This is a genomic window from Caldicellulosiruptor hydrothermalis 108 (assembly GCF_000166355.1).
Lineage (GTDB): Bacteria > Bacillota > Thermoanaerobacteria > Caldicellulosiruptorales > Caldicellulosiruptoraceae > Caldicellulosiruptor > Caldicellulosiruptor hydrothermalis.
This window is the reverse complement of record NC_014652.1, coordinates 1,776,872-1,799,921: the sequence shown is the minus strand read 5'-3', so window position 1 is coordinate 1,799,921 and position 23,050 is coordinate 1,776,872. Positions and strand designations below refer to the sequence as shown.

26 protein-coding genes are annotated in these 23,050 nt (G+C 36.9%); 24 read left to right on the top strand and 2 right to left on the bottom strand.

From position 1 onward, the window contains the following. Nucleotide 1 precedes the first annotated feature (1 nt). Complete coding sequence (locus CALHY_RS08990; protein ID WP_013403646.1) at nucleotides 2-1,264, top strand: NAD(P)/FAD-dependent oxidoreductase; 1,263 nt, start codon at nucleotides 2-4, stop codon at nucleotides 1,262-1,264. 27 nt (nucleotides 1,265-1,291) lie between these two features. Continuing rightward, the gene (locus tag CALHY_RS08985) at nucleotides 1,292-1,669 is read left to right on the top strand and encodes a DUF1667 domain-containing protein (RefSeq protein WP_013403645.1); all 378 of its coding nucleotides are present in this window, start codon (nucleotides 1,292-1,294) and stop codon (nucleotides 1,667-1,669) included. Here the strand turns inward: CALHY_RS08985 and CALHY_RS08980 are convergent. Continuing rightward, nucleotides 1,658-2,221 carry a glycerol-3-phosphate responsive antiterminator gene (locus CALHY_RS08980; RefSeq protein ID WP_013403644.1) on the bottom strand — a complete coding sequence of 188 codons (564 nt, stop codon included), beginning with the start codon at nucleotides 2,219-2,221 and terminating at the stop codon, nucleotides 1,658-1,660. The two genes, CALHY_RS08985 and CALHY_RS08980, sit on opposite strands and share 12 nt — an antisense overlap. An 82-nt stretch (nucleotides 2,222-2,303) precedes the next feature. Here CALHY_RS08980 and lon point away from each other — a divergent pair, with 82 nt between their 5' ends. The 7 genes from lon (at nucleotide 2,304) to galE (ending at nucleotide 9,847) form a co-directional block, all read left to right on the top strand. After that, nucleotides 2,304-4,631, top strand: coding sequence for an endopeptidase La (lon, locus tag CALHY_RS08975; RefSeq protein ID WP_013403643.1), 2,328 nt, complete (start codon nucleotides 2,304-2,306; stop codon nucleotides 4,629-4,631). 17 nt (nucleotides 4,632-4,648) lie between these two features. Beyond that, the gene (yihA, locus tag CALHY_RS08970; protein WP_013403642.1) at nucleotides 4,649-5,263 is read left to right on the top strand and encodes a ribosome biogenesis GTP-binding protein YihA/YsxC; all 615 of its coding nucleotides are present in this window, start codon (nucleotides 4,649-4,651) and stop codon (nucleotides 5,261-5,263) included. After that, nucleotides 5,260-5,676: a DUF523 domain-containing protein gene (locus tag CALHY_RS08965; protein WP_013403641.1), complete on the top strand. Its 417-nt coding sequence runs from the start codon at nucleotides 5,260-5,262 to the stop codon at nucleotides 5,674-5,676. Before yihA ends, CALHY_RS08965 begins: the two co-directional genes overlap by 4 nt. 24 nt (nucleotides 5,677-5,700) lie before the next feature. Then, on the top strand, nucleotides 5,701-6,576 hold the full coding sequence (locus tag CALHY_RS08960; protein ID WP_013403640.1) for a PocR ligand-binding domain-containing protein: 876 nt from the start codon (nucleotides 5,701-5,703) through the stop codon (nucleotides 6,574-6,576). 92 nt (nucleotides 6,577-6,668) lie between these two features. Next, nucleotides 6,669-7,661, top strand: a complete 993-nt coding sequence (gene galT / locus CALHY_RS08955) for a galactose-1-phosphate uridylyltransferase (RefSeq protein ID WP_013403639.1) — start codon at nucleotides 6,669-6,671, stop codon at nucleotides 7,659-7,661. Then, a complete protein-coding gene (locus CALHY_RS08950; RefSeq protein WP_013403638.1) occupies nucleotides 7,658-8,827 on the top strand; it encodes a galactokinase in 1,170 nt (389 codons plus the stop codon). The genes galT and CALHY_RS08950 overlap by 4 nt, the downstream gene beginning before the upstream one ends. A 33-nt stretch (nucleotides 8,828-8,860) precedes the next feature. After that, on the top strand, nucleotides 8,861-9,847 hold the full coding sequence (gene galE, locus CALHY_RS08945; protein WP_013403637.1) for a UDP-glucose 4-epimerase GalE: 987 nt from the start codon (nucleotides 8,861-8,863) through the stop codon (nucleotides 9,845-9,847). Nucleotides 9,848-9,913: 66 nt separating this feature from the next. Here galE and gltX read toward each other — a convergent pair whose 3' ends face one another. After that, on the bottom strand, nucleotides 9,914-11,356 hold the full coding sequence (gene gltX / locus CALHY_RS08940) for a glutamate--tRNA ligase (RefSeq protein ID WP_013403636.1): 1,443 nt from the start codon (nucleotides 11,354-11,356) through the stop codon (nucleotides 9,914-9,916). 213 nt (nucleotides 11,357-11,569) lie between these two features. Here gltX and ylxM point away from each other — a divergent pair, with 213 nt between their 5' ends. From ylxM to CALHY_RS08865, 15 genes are all read left to right on the top strand, one after another. Beyond that, nucleotides 11,570-11,920: a YlxM family DNA-binding protein gene (gene ylxM / locus CALHY_RS08935; RefSeq protein WP_013403635.1), complete on the top strand. Its 351-nt coding sequence runs from the start codon at nucleotides 11,570-11,572 to the stop codon at nucleotides 11,918-11,920. After that, on the top strand, nucleotides 11,913-13,244 hold the full coding sequence (gene ffh, locus CALHY_RS08930; RefSeq protein ID WP_013403634.1) for a signal recognition particle protein: 1,332 nt from the start codon (nucleotides 11,913-11,915) through the stop codon (nucleotides 13,242-13,244). Before ylxM ends, ffh begins: the two co-directional genes overlap by 8 nt. Nucleotides 13,245-13,279: 35 nt before the next feature. After that, a complete protein-coding gene (gene rpsP, locus CALHY_RS08925) occupies nucleotides 13,280-13,525 on the top strand; it encodes a 30S ribosomal protein S16 (RefSeq protein ID WP_013290832.1) in 246 nt (81 codons plus the stop codon). Between the two features lie 29 nt (nucleotides 13,526-13,554). Further along, entirely contained in the window at nucleotides 13,555-13,788 is a 234-nt protein-coding gene (locus CALHY_RS08920; protein ID WP_013290831.1) for a KH domain-containing protein, read from the top strand. 49 nt (nucleotides 13,789-13,837) lie between these two features. Continuing rightward, entirely contained in the window at nucleotides 13,838-14,347 is a 510-nt protein-coding gene (rimM, locus tag CALHY_RS08915; protein WP_013403633.1) for a ribosome maturation factor RimM, read from the top strand. A 2-nt stretch (nucleotides 14,348-14,349) separates the two neighbouring features. Further along, nucleotides 14,350-15,087: a tRNA (guanosine(37)-N1)-methyltransferase TrmD gene (gene trmD, locus CALHY_RS08910; RefSeq protein WP_013403632.1), complete on the top strand. Its 738-nt coding sequence runs from the start codon at nucleotides 14,350-14,352 to the stop codon at nucleotides 15,085-15,087. 107 nt (nucleotides 15,088-15,194) lie between these two features. Continuing rightward, nucleotides 15,195-15,584 (top strand): 50S ribosomal protein L19, encoded by a 390-nt coding sequence (gene rplS / locus CALHY_RS08905; protein WP_013290827.1) that lies wholly within the window; start codon nucleotides 15,195-15,197, stop codon nucleotides 15,582-15,584. A 52-nt stretch (nucleotides 15,585-15,636) separates the two neighbouring features. Then, entirely contained in the window at nucleotides 15,637-16,485 is an 849-nt protein-coding gene (ylqF, locus tag CALHY_RS08900) for a ribosome biogenesis GTPase YlqF (RefSeq protein WP_013403631.1), read from the top strand. Beyond that, nucleotides 16,466-17,086 carry a ribonuclease HII gene (locus CALHY_RS08895; RefSeq protein ID WP_013403630.1) on the top strand — a complete coding sequence of 207 codons (621 nt, stop codon included), beginning with the start codon at nucleotides 16,466-16,468 and terminating at the stop codon, nucleotides 17,084-17,086. The genes ylqF and CALHY_RS08895 overlap by 20 nt, the downstream gene beginning before the upstream one ends. A gap of 11 nt (nucleotides 17,087-17,097) precedes the next feature. Next, nucleotides 17,098-18,510 (top strand): hypothetical protein, encoded by a 1,413-nt coding sequence (locus CALHY_RS08890; RefSeq protein WP_013403629.1) that lies wholly within the window; start codon nucleotides 17,098-17,100, stop codon nucleotides 18,508-18,510. A 4-nt stretch (nucleotides 18,511-18,514) separates the two neighbouring features. Beyond that, on the top strand, nucleotides 18,515-18,793 hold the full coding sequence (locus CALHY_RS08885) for an EscU/YscU/HrcU family type III secretion system export apparatus switch protein (protein WP_013403628.1): 279 nt from the start codon (nucleotides 18,515-18,517) through the stop codon (nucleotides 18,791-18,793). 3 nt (nucleotides 18,794-18,796) lie between these two features. Continuing rightward, nucleotides 18,797-19,156: a YraN family protein gene (locus CALHY_RS08880; protein WP_013403627.1), complete on the top strand. Its 360-nt coding sequence runs from the start codon at nucleotides 18,797-18,799 to the stop codon at nucleotides 19,154-19,156. Nucleotides 19,157-19,280: 124 nt separating this feature from the next. After that, nucleotides 19,281-20,168, top strand: coding sequence for a dipicolinate synthase subunit DpsA (gene dpsA, locus CALHY_RS08875; protein ID WP_013403626.1), 888 nt, complete (start codon nucleotides 19,281-19,283; stop codon nucleotides 20,166-20,168). Further along, complete coding sequence (locus CALHY_RS08870) at nucleotides 20,165-20,779, top strand: dipicolinate synthase subunit B (protein WP_013403625.1); 615 nt, start codon at nucleotides 20,165-20,167, stop codon at nucleotides 20,777-20,779. Before dpsA ends, CALHY_RS08870 begins: the two co-directional genes overlap by 4 nt. A 79-nt stretch (nucleotides 20,780-20,858) precedes the next feature. Then, nucleotides 20,859-23,042 (top strand): FtsK/SpoIIIE family DNA translocase, encoded by a 2,184-nt coding sequence (locus CALHY_RS08865; RefSeq protein WP_049772039.1) that lies wholly within the window; start codon nucleotides 20,859-20,861, stop codon nucleotides 23,040-23,042. The last annotated feature ends 8 nt before the right edge of the window (nucleotides 23,043-23,050 follow it).

The following is a 23,050-nucleotide window of genomic DNA, read 5'->3' as shown; positions in this document are numbered from 1 at the left end:
GATGGAAAAATATAAAGTAGTTGTCATAGGTGGTGGGCCAGCCGGGCTTGCGGCTGCTTTAGAAAGTTTTAAGAGCTTGGATGATAAAAAAGTGCTGATCATAGAGAGAGACAAGTTTTTAGGAGGGATTTTAAACCAGTGTATTCATCCTGGCTTTGGACTTCACTATTTCAAGGAAGAACTAACAGGGCCTGAGTATGCCCACAGATTTGTTGAGCAGGTAGTAGAAAATCGGATAGAGTATCTTACCGAAACTCATGTGATAGACATAACTCCAGAAAAGGAAATAGTAGCTGTCAATAAAAAAGGGCTTAAGAGGATAAAAGCAGATTCAATTGTGCTTGCAATGGGATGTAGAGAAAGAACAAGAGGTGCTATAATAACACCTGGAACAAGACCTGCGGGGATTTTCACAGCAGGTCAGGCTCAGAGGTTTATAAACATTGAAGGGTACAGGATTGGCAAAAAAGCGGTAATTGTTGGGTCTGGGGATATAGGTCTTATCATGGCAAGACGTCTTACTTTAGAAGGGATAGAGGTAAAGGCAGTGGTGGAGATAATGCCCTACTCTACAGGGCTAAGAAGAAACATTGTTCAATGCTTAGATGATTTTGGGATACCTCTTCTTTTATCTCACAAACTTGTCAAAATTCACGGAAAGTATAGAGTTGAAGGTGTTACAATTGCAAAGGTGGACTCTCAGCTGCAAGAAATTCCGTCAACAGAAAGGTTTATCGAATGCGACACTGTGCTATTTTCTGTGGGGCTGATACCTGAAAATGAACTGAGTAAAAAAGCTGGAGTTGTTCTTGATATGAGAACAGGAGGTCCAGTTGTTGACAATACATTTTCAACCTCGCAAAAAGGTATATTTGCCTGTGGAAATGTTCTTCATGTTCATGACCTTGTTGACAATGTTACATTAGAGGCACAGACAGCAGGAAGGTATGCTGCAATATATTCTCAGCACCCTGAGCTTTTTGAAAATAACATTCATATAAATATAATGGCAAAAGAGGGTATAAGATATGTTGTGCCGCAAAAGCTAAACAAGAACTTTGTCCAGCCCTTTGTTCTCAGATTTAGGGTAGATAATTTCTATAAAGATGCTATTGTGACTATTTCCAATGCAGGCAAAATTCTTATTGAGATCAAAAAAAGCATTCTAACACCTGGTGAGATGGAGAGTATAGAAATTTCACAAAAGATTCTCTCTCAGCTGGATTTTTCTAATGATATTGTGATAAGATTGCAAAACATTTAAAGACTAAAAAGGAGAGAAGAAGCCAAGATGCAGAAAAGTAAAGTCACATGCATTCTTTGTCCGAGAGGCTGCACGATTAAAAAAAAGGCACAAGGTGATACTTTTGAGTTTGCCGGATTTGGGTGCAAAAGAGGGCTTGAGTGGGCAAAAGAAGAGTTTATAAACCCTAAAAGAATTCTTACAACCACAGTCCATGTTAAAAATGGTGAGATAGATTTTGTGCCTGTTCGAACTAACCTACCTATTCCTAAGGAGAAGATTTTTGAAGCTATCTCAATCTTAAAAGGCATAGAAGTATTAGCACCAGTTGAGATAGGAAGTGTGATTGTGAAAAATATTCTTGATACTGGTGCTGATGTTATTGCAACAAGAAGGGTTGGCAAAAAAGACTCATCATATGATTGAAAAGAGGGTAGGTTTGCTTGTTGAGATTGCTACAGCTCCTGATGACAGAGCCTGGATTACCTCTTCTTTTGTCTCAATCATCCCGCCTGCAATGATCGGGACTGAGGTTGAGACAGCCAGCCTTTGTATTGCTTTTGGTATTACACCTGGCAATACCTCAATTAGTGTTGGCTTAGAGTTTTCAATTATCTTAAGACCGGATGTTATGGACTGTGAGTCTATCAAAAATATTCTTTGAACGCAAGGTATAGAAAGAGAAGCAGCATGGTTGATTAAGTTTTGCCTTGTTGATATAATACCATCAGCACCGCAGTTTATCACAAACTCAATCCCTTTTTCGTCTTTTCCCACACCTTCAATTAGGTCTATGTGGACGAAAACTATTTTGTTTTTCTGTTTTATCATATTAATTTCATCTTTTATGGTTAAAATAGAAGAGTGAAGAAGAAAAATGATTTTGCACTCAGAATTTATTGCATATTCAAGTATTGCTTTGTCTCTTATAGCTGGTATAATAGGATTTTGAATGAGTTTGTCTATCAAGTTTTCCATCTTAGCAATTAGCTCCTTTGAAGAGTTTTTAATATAATTATACACCCAGAAGTAAAATTATAAAAACGGAGGCAGATAAAATTTGAGCAGCACAGTATCTACAAGAACAATACCAGTGATTCCTCTGCGTGGGCTTGTGGTTTTTCCATACATGATGCTTCACTTTGATGTTGGAAGACAGATTTCCCTTAAGGCATTAGAACAAGCTATGGAAAACGACCAGCTTGTTTTGCTTCTTTCTCAAAAAGATCCAAAACAAGAAGAACCAACACCGGATGATATGTATCAATTTGGCACAGTTGCAAAGGTAAAGCAGATGTTAAAACTGCCAAGCGAGACTTCAAGGATACTTGTTGAAGGTCTTTACAGAGCACGGGTAATAAGATATTTATCAACAGACCCATATTTTTTGGTTGAGGTCGAAGAGTATAAAGAAAATGAAATTAAGTTAGAAGATGACCCTGAATTAGAGGCACTAATAAGAAATGTGGTTGGAGCATTTGAAGAGTTTGCAAGACTTACAAACAAAATTCCCCCTGATGCTATTTTGTCTGTCACTACAATTCAAAGCCCTGACCAGCTTGCAGATGTTATAGCCGCAAATGTTGTTGTCAAGCTTGAAGATAAACAGCTTTTACTTGAGAAGGTTGACTTGAAAGAAAGACTTGCAAAGCTATATGAGATGATACTAAAGGAAAAAGAGATAATTGAAATTGAAAGAAAAATTGCTATCAAGGTGAAAAAACAGATTGATAAAACACAAAAAGAGTATTATCTGAGAGAACAACTAAAGGCAATCCAGAGCGAACTTGGGGAAAAAGACAGTCTTTTTTCTGAAGCCCAGGAATATAGAGAACAGATAAAGAAGATAGGATTGAGTGAAGAAAGTCTTCAAAAGGTGTTCAAAGAAATAGACAGGCTTGAGAAATTGCCGCCAAACTCGCCCGAGGTTGGGGTTATAAGAACGTACCTCGACTGGATTGTTGACCTTCCATGGAATGTAAGAAGTGATGAGAAAATTGATATAAATGTGGTCAAAAAGGTGCTTGATGAAGACCACTATGGGCTTACAAAAGTAAAAGAAAGGATACTTGAGTATATTGCTGTAAGGAAACTAAAAAACGACATGAAAGGACCTATTTTGTGTCTGGTGGGGCCACCTGGTGTTGGGAAGACATCAATTGCAAAGTCGATAGCACGTGCACTTAACAGAAATTATGTAAGAATTTCACTTGGTGGTCTTCGTGATGAAGCAGAGATACGAGGACACAGGAAAACCTACGTTGGAGCAATGCCAGGAAGAATTATTTATGCTCTTCGTCAGGCAAAAACAAAAAACCCTCTTATACTTTTGGATGAGATTGACAAGATGTCGCACGATTTTAGAGGTGACCCTGCATCTGCGCTTTTAGAGGTCTTGGACAGTGAACAGAACTTTGCGTTCCGAGACCATTATATTGAAATTCCGTTTGATTTATCTGAGGTAATGTTTATTGCAACAGCAAACACACTTGAGACAATCCCAAGACCTTTACTTGACAGGCTTGAAGTGATTGAGATTACAGGTTATACTGAAGAAGAAAAGCTTGAGATTGCAAGAAGGTATCTTTTGCCCAAGCAGATGGAACAAAACGGGCTCAAAAAATCTCAGCTAAGATGTGAAACAGAAGCTATTAGGGATATAATAACATTCTACACGCGTGAATCTGGTGTTAGAAACTTAGAAAGAGAAATTGCAAGGCTTTGCCGACGAGTTGCCAAAGAGATTTTAGAAGAAAACAAGAAAATGGTAAGAGTCACTCAAAAAAATTTGGAAAAGTATTTAGGTGTGCGAAAGTACAGAAGAGATGAGCTGATTGAACAAGACAGGGTTGGAATTGTAACAGGCCTTGCATGGACACCTTTTGGCGGTGAGACACTCTATGTCGAAGCGCTTGTGATGCCAGGGAGTGGCAAATTGGAGCTCACAGGCCAGCTTGGAGATGTCATGAAAGAGTCAGCAAAGGCTGCAGTGAGCATTATAAGGTCAAGGGCAAAGGATCTTGGGATTGACGAAAACTTTTATAAAGAGTGTGATATTCACATTCATGTTCCAGAAGGTGCTATTCCAAAAGATGGGCCGTCTGCCGGAGTGACAATGGCAACTGCAATGGTTTCGGCACTGTCACAGAGAAAGGTTAGATACGATATTGCCATGACAGGTGAGATTACTTTAAGCGGCAGGGTACTTCCAATTGGCGGGGTAAAAGAGAAGGTTTTAGCAGCAAAAAGAATGGGTATTAAAAATGTAATCCTGCCTTTTGAAAACAAAAAGGATGTGGATGAACTTGAAGACTATGTGAAGAAAGATATGAACTTTATATTTGTAAAGACAATTGATGAGGTATTTGATATTGCAATTGTAAAGTAAAGGGGGTGAAAGCTAATTTGAAAATCAATCTTTCCAATGCAAGGCTTGAAAAGGTTGCTGTGAAAAAAGAAGACTATCCGCCGATTAAAATGCCAGAGATGTGCATATGCGGAAGGTCAAACGTGGGGAAATCTTCTTTTATAAATGCCGTGTTCAAAGACAAGCTTGCAAAGGTTGGGTCAACCCCGGGTAAAACCCGAACAATCAATTTTTTCAATATAGACAACAAGTTCAGGGTTGTGGATCTTCCAGGTTATGGTTATGCTGAGGTTTCAAAAGAGGAAAAACGAAGATGGAGAACAATGATTGAGGAGTACCTGCTTGAAAGGCAGGAGCTAAAACTTTCTGTTTTGCTTTTAGATTCAAGACATCTTCCCACAGAAGATGATAAAATTATGCTTGGCTTTTTTGACAAAAAAGAAATTCCCATTATGATTGTACTAACAAAGTGTGATAAACTTTCGAATAATGAACTTGCAAAAAATACAGAGCTTATTTCAAAAGAACTGGGGATTGAAAAGGAACTGTTTTACCAATTTTCTGCCAAGTCTGGCATGGGAGTAAAGCAGGTCCAGTATGCCATAATTAAGTTTATGGAAGAGGCAATATTGCAGGAGAAGGGTAAAAAATGAGGTATGCACTTATTAGCAGCTGCCTTATAGGTCTTAACACAAAATATGATGGGACAAACAATTTGAGAGAAGAAGTTGTTGAAAGATTGAAAAATGAGTACATTCTTATTCCCATTTGTCCTGAACAGCTTGGTGGACTTCCAACACCACGAAATCCCTGTGAGATAAAAGATGGCAGGGTTATAGATATAACAGGTAGGGATTTTACCGATAATTTTTATAAAGGTGCGTATGAAGCTTTAAAGCTTGCAAGGTTTTTCGGTGCACAAATTGCATTTTTAAAGTCTAAAAGTCCTTCTTGTGGCTGTGGCAAAATCTATGATGGAAGCTTTTCAGGAAAACTGGCTGAAGGAAGTGGCATCACAGCAGATATTTTCATGCAAAATGGTATCAAAGTGGTCTGTATTGATTAAGATTATAGAGGGTGTAAAAAGGATATGGATTTTAAAGAGATTATCAAGTATGACGATTTGATTTCGGTTTTAGACAACTTTTCTTACATCACAGGAATCTCAGCAAACTTTTTGACAGCTGACAACAAATGGGTTGAGAATAAAAAGAAAGGCACGTGCGAGTTCTGCACCATCATGAAAAACTATTACAAAAATGGTGAAGCGTGCAGGGAATCTGATTTGAACGGTGCACAGACTGCTCAAAAGAAAAAGGGTATACATGTTTACAGATGTCACATGGGGCTTATTGAGGCTGTTATTCCCCTGTTTTTCAACACAAGCTATATAGGTTCACTTTTTATTGGTCAGATTCTTTTAGAGCCGCCATCAGAAAAGATGTGGGAACAAATTGCAAAAAAATTAGACGGTCAGCCAGTTGATATACAAAGAGCAAGAGAGAGCTTTTTCAAGCTTACCTTCATTGACCAGGAAAAACTAAAAAGTGTACTTGATATGATGCACATAGTGGCAAAATACATTATAGACTCAGAGATGATAAGAATTTCTTCTCTTTCGTCAATTGAAAGGATAATTGAATATATCAAAAATCATTATATGGAAGAGATAACACTTGACGATTTGGCTAAAATGGTGTACTTGTCACCAACTTACTTGAGTTATCTTTTTAAAAAGCAGCTTGGTGTGACATTCAAGGAATACCTCATTAATATAAGGCTCAAAAAATCAAAAGAGCTCATAGAAACAACAGACCTTCCGATTGGAGAAATCTCAAAGATGGTAGGAATAGAAGACCAGAACTATTTTAGCAGATTGTTTAAAAGAAAGTATGGAGTGTCTCCAATGAATTACAAGAAAGATAAATATATTTACGATACATCTAAAAAAAATGCTAATACATAGAAAAGAAGTGCATTCAAATTGCACTTCTTTTTTTTTAGAATGAAAATTAGGAAGAAAGGAGAAAAAATTTTATTTGATGTGGGGGAGAAAAAATGGCAGAACTCAGATGGAATCCTCTTTTGCGTGACTGGGTAATGATTGCATCGCACAGACAGGAAAGACCTCAGATGCCCAAAGACTGGTGCCCGTTTTGTCCTGGCTCTGGCAAAGTTCCAGAAAGTTATGATGTTTTGGAGTATGATAACGATTTTCCAGCTTTAATGCAAAATCCACCACAACCAGATGATGTTGCTACGTCTTTTTATAAGGTTGCACCCGCATATGGAAAATGTGAGGTGATTTTATACTCTCCAAATCACACGATAACACTGCCCGAGCTTGAGGTCTCTCATATAAGAAAGCTTGTGGACCTGTGGGTTGAGAGATTTGAAACTCTAAAGAAAGATAAAAACATAAAGTTTATATTCATCTTTGAAAACAGAGGCGAGGTAGTGGGTGTCACAATGCCGCATCCACATGGTCAGATATATGGATATTCATGGATACCACTAAAAATCTTACGTGAACTTGAAAGTGCTAAGATGCACTATGAGCAGCATGGTGAGTGTTTAATCTGCAGGATTGACAGAGAAGAGATGGAGTTTAAAAAGAGAATAATCATAGAAAATGACCATTTTGTAACATACCTGCCTTTCTTTACTGAATATCCTTATGGTGTGTTTATATCTCCAAAACGACATGTGGGGACGATTGCTGACCTTACAGAAGAAGAAAAAGACAGCTTTGCAAAGATATTAAAAGAAACAACAGGAACTTTGGACAGTCTTTTTGACTATCAGTTCCCGTACATGATGTGTATGCATCAGCTTCCTGTCAATGTCGATGAGGATTATTCTAGATTTTATCATTTTCATGTAGAGTTTTACCCGCCTATGCGGTCAAAAGATAAGCAAAAGTTCAATGCGTCGAGTGAAACAGGGGCATGGGCACCGTGTAACACCACCTCACCCGAGGAAAAGGCAGAAGAGCTGAGACAGGCTTATAAAAGATTTATGCAAAAGATGCAAGGAGGAAGCAGTAAATGAAGATTGAAGAACTTTTGAAGATGTTCAAAGATGTGTATGGCGAAAATAAAGAGCCTATCAGATGTTTTTTCTCAAGTGGGAGAGTAAACCTAATCGGTGAGCACACAGACTACAACGGTGGGTATGTTTTCCCTGCGGCACTCAATGTTGGTACCACCGTTCTTGCTCGAAAAAGAAACGACAAAAAAATTTGCTTGTATGCAACAGACCTAAAAGAGCTTGTTGAAGCAGACATCGATAAGATTGATGAGTATAAAAATATCAGGTGGGGGAACTATCAACTTGGTGTGGTAAAAGAGCTGAAAGAGGCAGGATATGAAGTTGGAGGTCTTGACATGCTCTTTCACGACACTGTACCGCACGGAGCAGGGCTTTCATCATCTGCTGCAATTGAGTGTGCAACTGGAATTGCAGTTTACTCCCTATTCAATAACAAGCCAATTGACAAGGTTGAACTTAGCTTTATATGTCAGAGGGCTGAGAACAGGTTTGTTGGGGTAAACTGTGGTATTATGGATCAGTTTGCTTCAAGTCTTGGGAAAAAAGACCATGCCATTTTTCTCAACACACGCACTATGGAGTACAGGTATGTACCTTTAAAACTTGGTGATTACAAGATTGTCATCAGCAACACTAACAAGAAAAGAAGTCTTGCAGAATCAAAATACAATGAAAGAAGGTCTCAGTGCGAAAAAGGGCTTGAACTTTTGAAAAAGGAACTTAACATTTCGTGCCTTGGCGAGCTTGACGTTGAGACGTTTGAAAAGTACAAAGATTTAATTGATGACGAAATAATCCTAAAAAGAGTGAGACATGTTGTGTACGAAAACGACAGAGTTTTAAAATCCATTGATGTTTTGCAGAAGGGAGAGCTTGAAGGTTTTGGCAAGCTTATGATACAATCTCATATATCGCTAAGAGGCGACTATGAGGTAACAGGACTTGAGCTTGATACACTTTTTGATGAAGCTCTAAAAATAGAAGGTGTAATTGGTACACGAATGACAGGTGCTGGTTTTGGTGGTTGCACAGTTTCAATTGTTCATAAGGATGCTATAGAAGAGTTTGTAAGAAAAGTAGGGGAAAACTATTGTGCAAAGACAGGTCTCAAAGCAGATTTTTACACATTTGAGATTGACGATGGCGCAAGGGAGATAGAAATTTAAAAATTCTTTTATAAAGAGAGGATTGATACAAAGATGATTTTGGTTACAGGTGGAGCAGGGTATATTGGAAGCCATATGGTTTGGCTTTTGCTTGAAAAGGGATATGATGTTGTCGTTATTGACAACCTTGAAAAAGGTCACAAGAAAGCCGTTTTGGGCGGAAAGTTTTATTGTGGTGACCTCAAAGACAAAGAATTTTTGGAAAAAGTATTTGCTGAAAATGACATCTCGGCAGTTATCCATTTTGCTGCGTCTTCTTTGGTGGGAGAGAGCGTTCAGAATCCTATAAAGTATTACTACAACAACGTTTATGGTACTCTCAACCTTGTTGACACAATGATAAAACACAATGTAAAAAAACTTGTGTTTTCTTCAACAGCTGCCGTCTATGGAGAACCAGAAAACATCCCTATACTTGAAGAGGACAAAACCCAGCCTACAAATCCTTATGGTGAGACAAAACTTGCAATTGAAAAGATGCTAAAATGGATGGATATTGCCTATGGGCTAAAATTTGTGTCACTGAGGTATTTCAACGTTGCGGGTAGCCACCCCGACGGGATTATTGGAGAAGACCACAATCCTGAGACACACCTTATTCCAATAGTGCTTCAAACAGCGCTTGGTATTCGTGAAAAGGTTATTGTATATGGCAATGATTACAATACAAAAGATGGCACTTGTATAAGGGACTACATCCATGTTGTTGACCTTTGCGATGCGCATCTAAAGGCTATGGAGTATTTGGAGAAGTACGATAAAAGTGGGATATTTAATCTGGGAAATGGGATGGGATTTTCTGTAATGGAAGTAATCGAAAAGGCAAGCGAAGTTGTTGGCAAGAAAATCCCATATGAAATTGGACCAAGACGAGCAGGCGATCCTTCAATCTTGGTTGCATCATCTCAGAAGGCTCAAAAGCTTCTTGGATGGCAGCAAAAGTACAACAGTCTCGATATTATAATCTCTACTGCTTGGAAGTGGCACTCAAAGCACCCTCATGGCTATGAAGAGGACTAAAGAGAAACTGAAAAATAAAAAGGGTTGGAAGACGGCTTTATCCTTCTTTCCAACCCTTTTTGTTTTTTATGCAAATATCTTCAAAGTTTTTTCTATCCTGCGGATAACCTCATCTTTTCCAAGTACTTCCATCATCTCGAAAAGACCAGGTGTTACAGTTCTTCCGCTTATGCACATCCTTATTGTATGAATAAGATTTGCAGCTTTTGTATTAAATTCTTCAGCTTTTGACCTCACAAGTTTTTCAATTTCTTCTGCTGAAAAAGGTTGTACATTTTTTAAATCATCAAGAAGAAGTTGAAGGCATTTTAGGTTATCAGCCGTAAAATATTTTTCCACACCCTTTTGTTCATATTCATAATTGGAATCAAAAAAGTAAGTGCTTGCACTAACTACTTCAACAAGTGTTTTGACTTTTTCGCGCACAAGCTTTAAAACAGATTTTACATATTCTTTATCAAAGCTTGATATATCAATTCCTTTTTTGGAATAAAAATATTTCATTCTCTCATACAAATCATCAAGATCTATTTCTTTAAGGTAGTACCCGTTTATCCAAGTAAGCTTGTTTATATCATAAATAGCTGCATTTTTTGAAACCTTTTCAAGTTCAAACTTCTGTATAGCTTCCTCAAGGGAGATAATGGTTCTGTCTTCGCCAGGTGACCAGCCAAGGAGCAAAAGGTAATTGACAATTGCTTCTTTTAAGTATCCATTTTCGAAAAACTCTTCAACTGAAGTTGCACCGTGTCTTTTGCTCAGCTTGCTTCTGTCAGGTGCCAGAATCATGGGAACATGTGCAAACTGCGGCGGCTGAATATTTAAGGCTTCATATATTATTAGCTGTTTTGGGGTGTTCGAAAGATGCTCTTCAGCCCTTATAACATGCGATATTTTCATAAGATAATCATCAATTACACAAACAAAGTTGTATGTTGGATTTCCATCAGACTTTAAGATTATAAAGTCATCTAACTGGTCATTTGAAAATTCAACATCTCCACGAATGATATCATGCACAACTGTTGTTCCTTCTACCGGTGCTTTTATTCTAACAACTGCCTTTTCACCGTTTTCGATTCTCTTTTTTGCTTCTTCTAAACTGATGTTCCTGCACTTTTTGCTGTACTTGTACGGTATCTTTTGCTGCCTTGCAATTTCTCTTTCTCTTTCTATCTCTTCCTGTGTACAAAAACAGTAATAAGCCTTTCCTTCTTCTAAAAGTTTTTGAATGTACTCAAGATAAATTTCCTTTCTCTGAGATTGAAAGTACGGTCCAAATTCACCGCCAACATCAGGACCTTCATCCCATTCAATTCCAAGCCACTTTAAGCTTTTCATAATACCTTCTGCCCACTCTTTTCTTGACCTCTCAAGATCAGTGTCTTCTATACGTAAGATAAATTTTCCATTGTGTTTTTTGGCAAATAGATAGTTAAAAAGTGCTGTCCTTGCACCGCCTATGTGAAGCTGACCGGTCGGACTTGGTGCAAATCTGACTCTTACCATCTTTTTACTCCTTTCATGCTAAGTTGCGTTTTGGTTTAGCATTATAAGTTGTTTATTTTATTAGTTTATAACAGATTGTATTATAACACAAAAATGCTGTTAGGGGAGTTTGGATTTTAACATAGTCCTCAAAAATTTTTGACAAAACACTTCAGATTTATTATCATATAATAGTGTCAAGTTTTTAAACTTTACAGAGAGATGAAATTAAAAATGCAGCAAGAAAATAAGGTATATTTGAGCCTTCTTTACGATTTTTATAAGGACTTTTTGACCGAAAGACAAAAAAAGATTATAGAGCTGTATGTAAATGAAGATTTAACCTTGGGAGAGATATCAAAAGAACTTGGCATATCACGGCAGGGTGTTTTTGATGCATTTAGAAAAGCAGAAATAGCCTTGAAAAGGTACGAGGCAAAGCTGAAACTGGCAGACAAGTACTATAAGAACAGGAGCATAATTGAAGAGGTCCTACAGAAACTAAGGAGAATATACGAGAGATATAAAGATGAAGAGATTATGAGTATAATAAATAGTATTCAGGAGTGGCAAGAAGATGTTTAGTAGTCTTTCTGAAAAGTTACAGGATGTTTTCAAAAGACTGAGAGGTAAGGGCAAGCTCACAGAAAAGGATATCAAAGACGCTATGAAAGAAGTGAAACTTGCCCTTTTAGAGGCTGATGTAAACTACAAAGTGGTAAAAGATTTTATCAACACTGTGACACAAAAGGCTGTGGGAGAAGAAGTTTTAGAGAGCCTCACGCCTGCTCAGCAGGTGATAAAAATTGTGTACGACGAGATGGTAAGGCTTTTGGGCGGAAGTGACACAAAACTTACATTTTCACCAAGCGGATTTTCCATCTATATGATGGTTGGTCTTCAAGGTTCTGGTAAGACCACCACAGCTGGAAAGCTTGCCGGGCTTTTAAAAAAGCAGGGCAAAAACCCTTTGCTTGTTGCCTGTGATATATACAGACCTGCTGCAATAAAGCAATTAGAAGTTGTAGCACAAAAAGTAGGGGTAAAATGTTTTGCAGACTACAACAGCAAAGATGCTGTTAAGATAGCAAAGGAAGGCATTGAGTTTGCAAAGGCAAGCAGGTGCGATGTTGCCATTGTTGACACTGCAGGAAGACTTCATATAAATCAAGAACTTATGGACGAGCTGGTTAGTATCAAAAATGCAATAAAGCCGACAGAAATTTTGCTGGTATTAGATGCCATGACAGGACAAGATGCTGTGAATGTTGCTACAGCTTTCAATGAGCAGCTTGGCATAGATGGAATTATTATGACAAAACTTGACGGTGATACGCGAGGAGGAGCTGCTCTTTCTGTCAAAGCTATAACTGGCAAACCAATAAAGTTTGCCGGTGTTGGTGAGAAGATGGAAGATTTAGAGGCTTTTCATCCCGACAGGATGGCATCAAGGATACTTGGAATGGGAGATATTTTGACTTTAATAGAGAAAGCTCAGGAAGCTATTGACCAGAAAAAGGCTGAGGAGCTTGAAAAAAAGCTCAGAAGCATGCAGTTTACTCTTGAAGACTTTTTAGACCAGCTAAAGCAAATAAAGAAGATGGGACCTTTATCTCAGATTATTTCCATGATACCCGGCATTAAATTAAAGGGTGATGTGGATTTTGATGCTGGCGAGAAGGAACTTAAAAAAATAGAAGCAATCATAAATTCCATGACAAAAGAAGAACGCCAAGATCCAAGCATTATTAATTCCAGCAGAAAAAGACGAATTGCGATGGGGTCAGGCACCACTGTTCAAGATGTAAACAGGCTTTTGAAACAGTTTGAAGACATGAAAAGGATGATGAAGCAATTTTCAAATCCTAACTTTGCTAAGAAAGGAAAATTTAAATTTCCTTTCATGTAATACATCAAAAAATTTAAAAGAGGAGGTGATTGTGAGTGGCAGTAAGAATAAGACTCAAAAGAATGGGTGCAAAGAACAATCCTTTTTATAGAATTGTTGTTGCAGATTCACGCACACCGAGAGATGGAAAAACAATTGACGAAATTGGCTATTACAATCCTTTGAAGAATCCTGCTGACATCAAAGTTGATGTTGAAAAGGCAAAAAAATGGTTATCATACGGTGCTCAGCCAACAGATACAGTTAAAATTCTACTTAAAAAAGCTGGCGTAATTGAATAAAACATATGTAGAAGGAGGGGTAGCTTGTCATGCTAAAAGATTTAGTTGAAGTCATAGCAAAATCTCTTGTTGACAATCCAGACCAAGTAAAGGTTAGCGAAATCCACGGTGAGCAGTCAGTAATTATTGAGCTCAAAGTTGCTCCTGAAGATATGGGAAAGGTCATTGGCAAGCAGGGAAGAATAGCAAGAGCTATAAGAACAGTTGTCAGAGCTGCAGCAAACAAAGACAACAAGAGAGTTATAGTTGAGATTTTACAATAAAAGAGTTAGGCGTATCTTGCCTAACTCTTTTTTAAAAAGGAGGTAGACTATGTATAAGTACCTCCAGGTAGGCAAGATTGTAAATACTTTTGGACTCAAAGGTGAAGTTAAGGTAATACCTCTTACAGATGAGGTTGACAGGTTTTCTGAGCTTGAATATGTTCTTTTGGAAGACAACCTTTCAACAAAGCTCACAATTGAAAGATATAGAGTAAAAGATAATATTGTGATAATCAAGTTCAAAGAAATTTCCAGCATAGATGAAGCACAAAAGCTGAAAAACAGGTATATAGTGATAGAAAGAGAAAGAGCCAAAAAACTGCCAAAGGACACTTATTTTATATGCGATATTATTGGGCTTGAAGTGTATGATTTAGACGGCAGAAAACTGGGTAGAATAAAGGATGTTTTAAAAACTGGCAGCAACGATGTTTACATTTGCGACAGCTATATAGGAAAGAAAGACATACTGATTCCTGCCTTGAAAGAGATTGTAAAGGAGGTTAATATCGAAGAGGGATATATGAAAATAAAGGTTGTTGAAGGGTTGTTGGATTAAAGATGGTATTCAAAGTTCTAACTTTATTTCCAGAAGTGATTTTGTCTGCAACAAACTACAGCATCTTAAAAAGAGCTCAGCAAAAAGGGCTGATAAAGATAGAGGCAATTAATATACGAGATTTTACACTTGATAAGCACAAGAGGACAGATGACTATCCATACGGCGGCGGATTTGGAATGGTTATGACTGCCCAGCCAATAATTGATGCATATGAGAGTATAAAACCAGCCAAACCTCACAGAGTTATTTATCTTACACCTCAAGGCAAAACATACACTCAGCGGTATGCAGAGCAGCTGTCAAAAGAAAAAGAGATTGTAATAATATGTGGGCACTATGAAGGAATTGACCAGAGAGTAATTGACATGATTGTGACAGATGAGATTTCTATAGGAGACTATGTTTTAACTGGAGGAGAGTATGCTGCACTTGTGGTGATTGACTCAGTTTCGCGGCTTGTAAAGGGTGTCATTGAAGAAAAGTCAGCTCAAGAAGAGAGTTTTTCAACAGGGCTTTTGGAATATCCGCAGTATACAAGACCGCTTGAGTTCAGAGGCAAAAAAGTTCCTGAGATACTTTTGTGCGGAGACCATAAAAAAATAAGAAAGTGGAGAAGGTATCAGAGCTTACTGAAAACAATAAAAAACAGACCTGATTTGCTCAAAGGTTTTGAGCTGACCGACGAAGACAGAGAATTTTTAATAAAATATTGTGAGATGCAAAAAATTGTGTTATAATTACACATGTTCATTTTTGGGCTTTTTTCTTGTAAATAAAGTACATGGTCCTCTGCAAACACGGTTTGCAAGAACATCCTTATTGCTGGAAGGAGGGAAAGTGGAAGATGGATATAATCAGAGAGATTGAAAGCGAAATGCTAAGAAAAGATATTCCTGATTTCAAACCTGGTGACACAGTAAGAGTTTACTTTAAGGTTATTGAAGGTGGAAGAGAAAGAGTGCAAGCTTTCGAAGGGCTTGTCATAAAAAGAAGAGGAAAAGGGCTTTCGGAAACTTTCACAGTCAGAAGAATTTCATATGGTATTGGTGTTGAAAGAGTATTCCCTCTTCACTCACCAAGGCTTGAGAAGATTGAAGTTATAAGAAGAGGTAAAGTAAGAAGAGCAAAACTCTATTATATCAGAGAAAAGATAGGTAAGGCTGCAAAGATTAAAGAGCTTGTTCAGCAGCCAAACAATAAAGAGAATAACAATACCGAAGAGACTAATGCTTAAAAAAGCTTAGTCTCTTTTTTATATTTACAACAAAAAGAGGAGGATTTTTGCTTTGATCGTTCAGTGGTATCCTGGCCATATGCAAAAGGCGAAAAGAGAAATTTTAGAGCTAAACAAGTATATTGATTTGTATCTAATTTTGCTTGATGCAAGAGCACCTTTGAGTTCCAGAAACGAACAGCTCGAAGCTTTGATAAAAGATAAGCCTAAAATCTATGTTCTGAACAAATCAGATTTAGCCGACGAAACAAAAAACCAAGAATTTGTAAAGTATTTTCAGGAAAATAACCAGGTTGCTGTGTGTATTGATTCTTTGAAAGGTACAAACGTAAAGAATATATTGAAAATAGCCGAAAATTTATTAAAAGACAAGATTGAAGAGGCAAAACAAAAAGGAAGAAAGAAGATTATAAGATTTGGTGTGCTTGGCATACCAAATGTCGGAAAGTCGACGCTTATAAACAAGATAACAAACTCAGCCAAGGCCAGAACAGGTGATAAGCCTGGTGTTACAAGGGCAAAACAGTGGATAAAAATCAACGACTATTTTGAGATGCTCGACACCCCCGGAATACTTGTACCAAAGCTTGAAGATGACACTGTTGCTTTAAAGCTTTGTGCGATAGGCAGTATTAAAGAGGAGCTCTTTAACAAAGAACTTGTTGCAAAGAAAACAATTGGGATGATAAAGAAAAAATATTGCCAGCTGCTTAACCAAAAGTATTCAATTGATTTTTCCACCCTTTCGGAGGAAGAGTACTTAATAGAAATTGGCAAAAAAAGAGGATGTATACTCAAAGAGGGCAGGATTGATACTCTTAAAGCAGCAACAATGTTTTTAGACGATTTAAGAAAAGGAAAGATTGGGAGGATAACACTTGATGAGGTTGTCGGAAGATGAAAACTATTTTGAAATAGAAGAAAAGCTTTTGAATGAAGGTTACAGATTTATTTGCGGGGTTGATGAGGCAGGAAGAGGACCTTTGGCAGGACCTGTTTTTGCTGCAGCAGTTGTAATGGACAGAAAAAGGATAATTGAAGGTGTGAGAGACTCAAAAAAGCTGACTCCTAAAAAGAGAGAAAAACTCTTTGAAGAGATAATAAAAGAGAGTATAGCGTATTCTGTTGCGATGGTGGATAGCAAAATCATAGATGAGATAAACATAAACAATGCAACTTTTTTGGCCATGAAAAATGCTATTGAAAACTTAAAAATTGAGCCCGACATAGTGTTAGTGGATGGCTATGAAATTCCGAACCTGGGCTTTAATCAAAGGGCTATCATAAAAGGTGACAGAAAATCCTACTCAATTGCCTGTGCGTCCATCTTAGCAAAGGTTTCAAGGGATAGATATATAGTAGAGATTTCTTCAAAGTACCCACTCTATAAATTTGAAAAACACAAAGGATATGGCACAAAAGAGCACATAGAGATTTTGCAAAAATATGGTCCATGCGAAATTCACAGGATTTCGTTTTTAAAAAATATTCTTTCTTTTTAAGGTGAAAAAGTATGAATTATATAAATAATCTCATAACCTTCTTAAAACAAAATAACATAAAAGAGATACTTAACCTTTTTGACAATCAAGAAAAAGAATTTGATGCTCAGGTTGTCGGGGTTGAAGGAGATAGGCTTATTCTGAATGTAGGTTCAAAGACAATTTTAGCTCAAAATAGCTCCTCATTTTCTTTCAATCCAGGTGACAAGATGCGTCTTGCAAATCCTGTTTGGAAAGATGGCAAGCTTACATTCAAGATAATGGACGTTGTTTCTAAACAAGAAAATTTTAATAGTATATCTTACTTTGAAGATAAACTACAAGAAGAGACTTTATTTAAAACCCTCGATGCTGTGAAGTTAAATAACGTGTTTGACCTTGCACAAAATGCAAAAGAAGAGATTTTTACTATTCCCGAAGAAAAGTTATCAGCTGAGTTTTTGGAGTTTGCAGAGAAAGAAAAAATGTTTGTTGCTTCTTTGGAAATTGAAAAGGATGAAAATGTCTTTTTGAAGTTGTCTGATAAAACCTTTGAATTTAAAAAAGAGGTTTTTTTGGGAAGTCAAAATGAAAATGGGATATTGGAAAAGCTGAAATTTTCTGACTACAAAAGTGAGAGTTTTATAGTGGTATTCGAAAAAGGGAAAGGATTGATTTTTGTTCCTCAGAAGAATTTCATGAAGGATTTTTTTAAAAGTATGTTAAATGATCATATAGGAAACTTTGATATTAAAATAGATAATGAAAATGACTTATTTGCTTTTTTGGGCTTGATTTTTTCTAAAAAGCCTTTATCAAAAGAGGAATTTATAAAAGAAAAAAGTGAATTTATAAGGTTTGTGGAGAAGATTAAAGAGATTTTTGAAAGATTTCAAAATAAAGAAGCAGTTAAAATTCAAGATATTACTTTGAATAAAAAAGAGGAATTTTTGCTTTTCAAGATAGCTGACTTTCACAAAGAGTTTTCTGAACAAAAGGTGTTTCAGTTTCTGGAGAAGATAAACTCAAATCAAAGTCAGCAAACCACACTTGATTTTGATACCTTTTACATGAATATTTTTAATCTCAAGTATGAGCTTGATAATCACCAATATGAAATTTCAGTTTTTGTTAACAAAAAGAAGGGAGTTTCAAACTTCAAAGCAAATTCCATTATGCTAAAATTGGCAACCCAGAACATTGGGACAATAGGTATTTATGTTAAAAAGGTTTTCCACGGTAGTTTCAAATCAATCATAGTTTGTGAAAGGCTGTCAACTTTGAATTTGATAAGAGAAAACCAGCAGAAGCTCTTAGAGTTTTTAAAAGAAAATGGGTATAAACTTGATATTGAGTACAGAATTGATAACACTTCTAATTCTTCTCTTGCAGTTGACTATTTAATATTTGATAATACTTTAAGCAGGCTTGATTTGAAGGTGTGAGATAATGAATAAGAAAAAGGTAAAAAAAGCTGTGGCTATAAAGTATGATCTTGAAGACATAGCACCGAAAGTTGTTGCGAAAGGAAAAGGTTATGTTGCAGAAAAGATTGTTGAAAAGGCAAAACAGGAAGACATTCCTGTATATGAAGACCAAAACGTGGCAGAAAAGCTGTTTAATTTAGAGCTTCAGGAGTATATTCCGGAGGACTTGTACGAGGTTGTTGCGCAGATATTAGTTTTTATTGGATATCTTGATAAAATTAATAGGAACGGGGAAAAGTAAAAGATGAATTTAAAACAGGTGGGAAGATTTGGTGAGGATTTGGCGGTTGATTTTTTAAAAAAACAGGGCTACGAGATTTTGAGAACCAACTTTCGATGCAGGCTTGGTGAAATTGACATAATAGCAAAAGAAGGGAATACGATTGTATTTGTTGAGGTAAAAACAAGGAAAAGTTTGAAATTTGGTTTGCCTTCAGAATCTGTCAACTTCAAAAAACAGCTTCACATAAAAAGGGTTGCTGAGTATTTCATTGCATACCATCTTTCGCAAGATAAGTATTTGTACAGATTTGATGTTGTGGAGATATTTATAGATGGCAAAAATGATGTGACCAAAATAAATCTTATCAAAGATGCATTTTAAAAAAGGTTGAAAGAGATAGAAAGCCACTAAATGTGGCTTTTATTTTTTTGTCCAAGCACCTTTTTTGAACTTAAAACATAGATTATATTAGCTTTGCAGCAAGAACGAAAAAAGAGGGGTAATGATGGAAAAACATATAGGTGTTATTGGTGGGGATCAGAGGATTTTGATTTTGGCGGAAAGCTTAGCTGATAAAGGATTTGATGTTTTGCTCTGGGCAACAGATAAAGGCAAAGTGTTCAATAGTCCAAATATAAACTTTGCAAAAAGTTTGGATGAAGTTATTGAAAAGTCTAAGGTAGTAATAGGACCAATTCCCTTCACACAGGATGGAAAGTATATATTTGCACCTCTTTCACAGCAGTCAATAGAGATACAAAGTTTAATAGAAAGGTTATCTGGCAAAGAGATTGTCCTTATTGCAAGTGTAATTTCTGAAAATATAAAAACTCTTTGCAGAGAGAAAAATATAAAAATTTTTGACCTATACGAAAAAGAAGAGCTTGCAATACTAAACGCAATTCCTACTGTTGAAGGGTGTTTGATGATTGCAATTGAGAAGATGCCAATTACCCTTCACTCTTCGAACATCTTAATTCTTGGATATGGAAGAATAGGCAAAGTCCTTACGAAGGTCTTGAGAGGATTTGAAGCAAACATATATGTGGCTTCAAGGAAAAGCTCAGATCTTACATGGTGCAAAGCATTTGGTTTTCTACCGGTCCGCCTCTGTGATATAGCAGAGTATGTAAATAAAATGGATTTGATTATTAATACCATTCCTGCTGTGGTTGTTACAAAAGGAGTGATAGATAGGATAAGAGCCGATACTCTTGTAATTGACCTTGCCTCAAAACCGGGTGGAGTAGACTTTGAATATGCAAGGGAAAAGGGTATTGAAGTGGTACATGCGCTTTCTCTTCCTGGCAAGGTGGCACCAGTTACAGCTGCCAAATATATATCTGAAGTGCTGTTGAGTTTGCTGGAAGAAATCTGGGGGGTGATAGAGTGAGCTTTGAGAATCTAAAAATAGGGTTTGCTATTACAGGGTCGTTCTGTACATTTGACCAAATAATACCTGTGATTGAAGAACTCAAAAAACAAGGTGCAATCATAACACCAATATTCAGTGAAAAAGTACAGACAACCGATACACGCTATGGAAAAGCGGACGAAGTTGTGAAGAGAATAGTTTCTATTTGTGGAAACCCGCCAATAACAAATATTGTAGAAGCAGAACCTGTCGGTCCTAAAAAACTGTTTGATGTACTGGTTGTTGCACCTGCAACAGGGAACTTTATCGCCAAGCTTGCAAATGGAATTGTTGATGAAACTCCTGTTATGTGCGCAAAAGCGCACCTTAGAAATCAAAGACCGGTGGTTGTTGCGATATCTACAAACGATGCACTTGGTCTTAACTGCAAAAATATTGCCATTCTTCTTAACACAAAAAATATCTACTTTGTTCCTTTTAGACAGGATGACCCTTTGGCAAAGCCAAATTCACTTGTTGCAGAATACACTCTTCTCATTCCTACAATAATTGAAGCAGTATCTGGCAAGCAAATTCAGCCACTTTTGCTTTGCCCCGGGACAAAAAATGATGAAGACCCCCGCAAATAGATATTTTGGGGGTTTTATTTTTTTGGAAAAAGGCTATAATATTCTTAGAAAAATAAGCACAGAAGAAGTGAAGGGATTTATGAGAGCAAAGGCGGTTTCGAAAAAGAAGAGATATAAAATAAAAAAAGAGGTTTTTGACAGATTAAACGCCGAGGTGTACGGGACTTTTTTATTTTTTGTCTTTCTATTTCTTGTTTTTTCAGTCTCAACAGATAAAGTAGGAATAGTTGGCGATTTTGTCAAGAAAACCTTGCTAGGATGTTTTGGAGTAGGTGTTTTCTTAATCCTTGCTTTCATGCTCTATGTATCGCTTGATTCAATTTTAAGAAGGCCAAGGGTGTTTGACAAAAGGGATATAATTGTATTTACCTATATACTTCTTATATTCATGATTTTTACCACCTTTATTCAAGCAAATATAAAAACTTCTGGTTCATTTATAAAGGTTTTAAAAGATGCATACTTTGATGGTTTGAATTTCAAGGGATTTGGTGTTTTTGGTTCTGCCATTACATACCCTTTTGTATCGTTGTTTGGTTTTACAGGCACGCTCATTATTTGTTTTTCCACGCTTATAATCATGAGTATGATTGTTTTCAGCTTTTCGATAAGGGATTTTTTAAAACAGAGAAAGCTTAAAAATAACCAGCAAAATGAAAAAAGGGTAGAAGAGACTGAAGAGGATATAAAGATAAAAAGCAATGGGTTTTACAACTTCAATCTTGATGCTGATATAGAAGAAGAAAAAAAAAGTGAAGAGGTCATTGTAAATATACCCAAAAAATCTAAGGAAAGTAATAAGGTTGTAGCCAAAAAGCAAACATTACAATCAAGCAGTCAATACTTGTATCCTCCCATTGACTATCTTAAAGAACAAAATGATAACTTGCAGGTTTCAAGAAAAGATATAAATGAAAACATAAGAAAGCTGGAAGAGACGTTAAAAAACTTTGGTATTGAAGCTCAGGTGACGGAAGTGAGTGTGGGACCCACAATTACAAGATATGAGCTGCAGCCGGGACAGGGGGTAAAGGTCAGCAGAATTGTCAATCTTTCTGATGACATTGCGCTTGCACTGGCAGCACCATCTGTTAGAATTGAGGCACCAATTCCAAACAAGTCTGCAATAGGGATAGAAATTCCAAACAAAGAACCAAAACCTGTTTATATAAGAGAGCTGATTGAAAGTCCAGATTTTTATACACTGCAGTACAAGATACCATTTGCCATAGGAAAAGACGTTGCAGGAAGTCCTGTGATAGCAGATATAACAAAAATGCCTCACCTTTTGATTGCAGGTGCAACAGGATCAGGTAAGAGTGTGTGTATAAATTCACTTATAATTAGCATTCTTTACAGGTGCATGCCTGATGAGGTAAAACTGATTTTAATTGACCCAAAGGTTGTTGAGCTGAGTCTTTACAATGGTATACCTCATCTTTTGATACCTGTTGTGACAGATGCCAAAAAAGCTGCAAACGCACTTGCCTGGGCAGTAGGGGAGATGACAAATAGATACAAGCTTTTTGCTCAAGCGGGAGTAAGAGATGTTGTTGGCTATAATAAGTGGTGTGAGGAAAATGGACAAGAAAAACTTCCATATATTGTAATTATTATAGATGAACTTGCCGATCTTATGATGGTATCACCTGCCGAGGTTGAAGATAGTATCTGCAGGCTTGCACAGATGGCACGAGCAGCGGGTATGCATCTTGTTGTTGCAACGCAAAGACCTTCTGTAGATGTCATCACTGGTCTTATAAAAGCAAATATTCCGTCGCGAATAGCCTTTGCTGTATCATCCCAAGTTGACTCACGTACAATTTTAGACCAGGCGGGTGCTGAAAAGCTTTTGGGAAGAGGTGATATGCTATATCTTCCAATAGGTTTGGCGAAACCTCTGAGAGTTCAAGGTGCGTACGTTTCTGAAAGTGAAGTTGAGAAGATTGTGGAGTTTTTAAAACAGAACTTTAACAATGAGTACAATCAGGAAGTGATTGAAGAGATAAACAGCAAGGTTTTAGATGTTAAAGATGATAAGGCTGATGAGCTTTTGATCAAGGCTATTCAGCTTGTGGTGGAAGCGCAGAATGTTTCAACCTCATTTTTACAAAGAAAACTCAGAATTGGTTATTCAAGGGCGGCAAGGCTAATTGACCAGATGGAGGAAAGAGGAATAATTAGCAAGATGGATTCTACCGGCAAACGCCAGGTTTTAATAACTAAAGAACAGTTTGACGAAATGCTTATGAATATGGAGTGAGAAAGTAG

Bases quoted from the DNA above. Each gene is read 5' to 3' on its own strand.
- CALHY_RS08965 (WP_013403641.1), top strand. From the start codon at position 5,260: ATGAGGTATGCACTTATTAGCAGCTGCCTTATAGGTCTTAACACAAAA.
- CALHY_RS08950 (WP_013403638.1), top strand. From the start codon at position 7,658: ATGAAGATTGAAGAACTTTTGAAGATGTTCAAAGATGTGTATGGCGAA.
- galE (WP_013403637.1), top strand. From the start codon at position 8,861: ATGATTTTGGTTACAGGTGGAGCAGGGTATATTGGAAGCCATATGGTT.
- ylxM (WP_013403635.1), top strand. From the start codon at position 11,570: ATGCAGCAAGAAAATAAGGTATATTTGAGCCTTCTTTACGATTTTTAT.
- CALHY_RS08880 (WP_013403627.1), top strand. From the start codon at position 18,797: ATGAATTTAAAACAGGTGGGAAGATTTGGTGAGGATTTGGCGGTTGAT.
- rimM (WP_013403633.1), top strand. From the start codon at position 13,838: ATGTATAAGTACCTCCAGGTAGGCAAGATTGTAAATACTTTTGGACTC.
- galT (WP_013403639.1), top strand. From the start codon at position 6,669: ATGGCAGAACTCAGATGGAATCCTCTTTTGCGTGACTGGGTAATGATT.
- dpsA (WP_013403626.1), top strand. From the start codon at position 19,281: ATGGAAAAACATATAGGTGTTATTGGTGGGGATCAGAGGATTTTGATT.
- CALHY_RS08990 (WP_013403646.1), top strand. From the start codon at position 2: ATGGAAAAATATAAAGTAGTTGTCATAGGTGGTGGGCCAGCCGGGCTT.
- CALHY_RS08920 (WP_013290831.1), top strand. From the start codon at position 13,555: ATGCTAAAAGATTTAGTTGAAGTCATAGCAAAATCTCTTGTTGACAAT.
- CALHY_RS08890 (WP_013403629.1), top strand. From the start codon at position 17,098: ATGAATTATATAAATAATCTCATAACCTTCTTAAAACAAAATAACATA.
- trmD (WP_013403632.1), top strand. From the start codon at position 14,350: ATGGTATTCAAAGTTCTAACTTTATTTCCAGAAGTGATTTTGTCTGCA.
- CALHY_RS08960 (WP_013403640.1), top strand. From the start codon at position 5,701: ATGGATTTTAAAGAGATTATCAAGTATGACGATTTGATTTCGGTTTTA.
- CALHY_RS08895 (WP_013403630.1), top strand. From the start codon at position 16,466: ATGAGGTTGTCGGAAGATGAAAACTATTTTGAAATAGAAGAAAAGCTT.
- CALHY_RS08865 (WP_049772039.1), top strand. From the start codon at position 20,859: ATGAGAGCAAAGGCGGTTTCGAAAAAGAAGAGATATAAAATAAAAAAA.
- CALHY_RS08885 (WP_013403628.1), top strand. From the start codon at position 18,515: ATGAATAAGAAAAAGGTAAAAAAAGCTGTGGCTATAAAGTATGATCTT.
- rplS (WP_013290827.1), top strand. From the start codon at position 15,195: ATGGATATAATCAGAGAGATTGAAAGCGAAATGCTAAGAAAAGATATT.
- ffh (WP_013403634.1), top strand. From the start codon at position 11,913: ATGTTTAGTAGTCTTTCTGAAAAGTTACAGGATGTTTTCAAAAGACTG.
- CALHY_RS08985 (WP_013403645.1), top strand. From the start codon at position 1,292: ATGCAGAAAAGTAAAGTCACATGCATTCTTTGTCCGAGAGGCTGCACG.
- CALHY_RS08980 (WP_013403644.1), bottom strand. From the start codon at position 2,221: ATGGAAAACTTGATAGACAAACTCATTCAAAATCCTATTATACCAGCT.
- gltX (WP_013403636.1), bottom strand. From the start codon at position 11,356: ATGGTAAGAGTCAGATTTGCACCAAGTCCGACCGGTCAGCTTCACATA.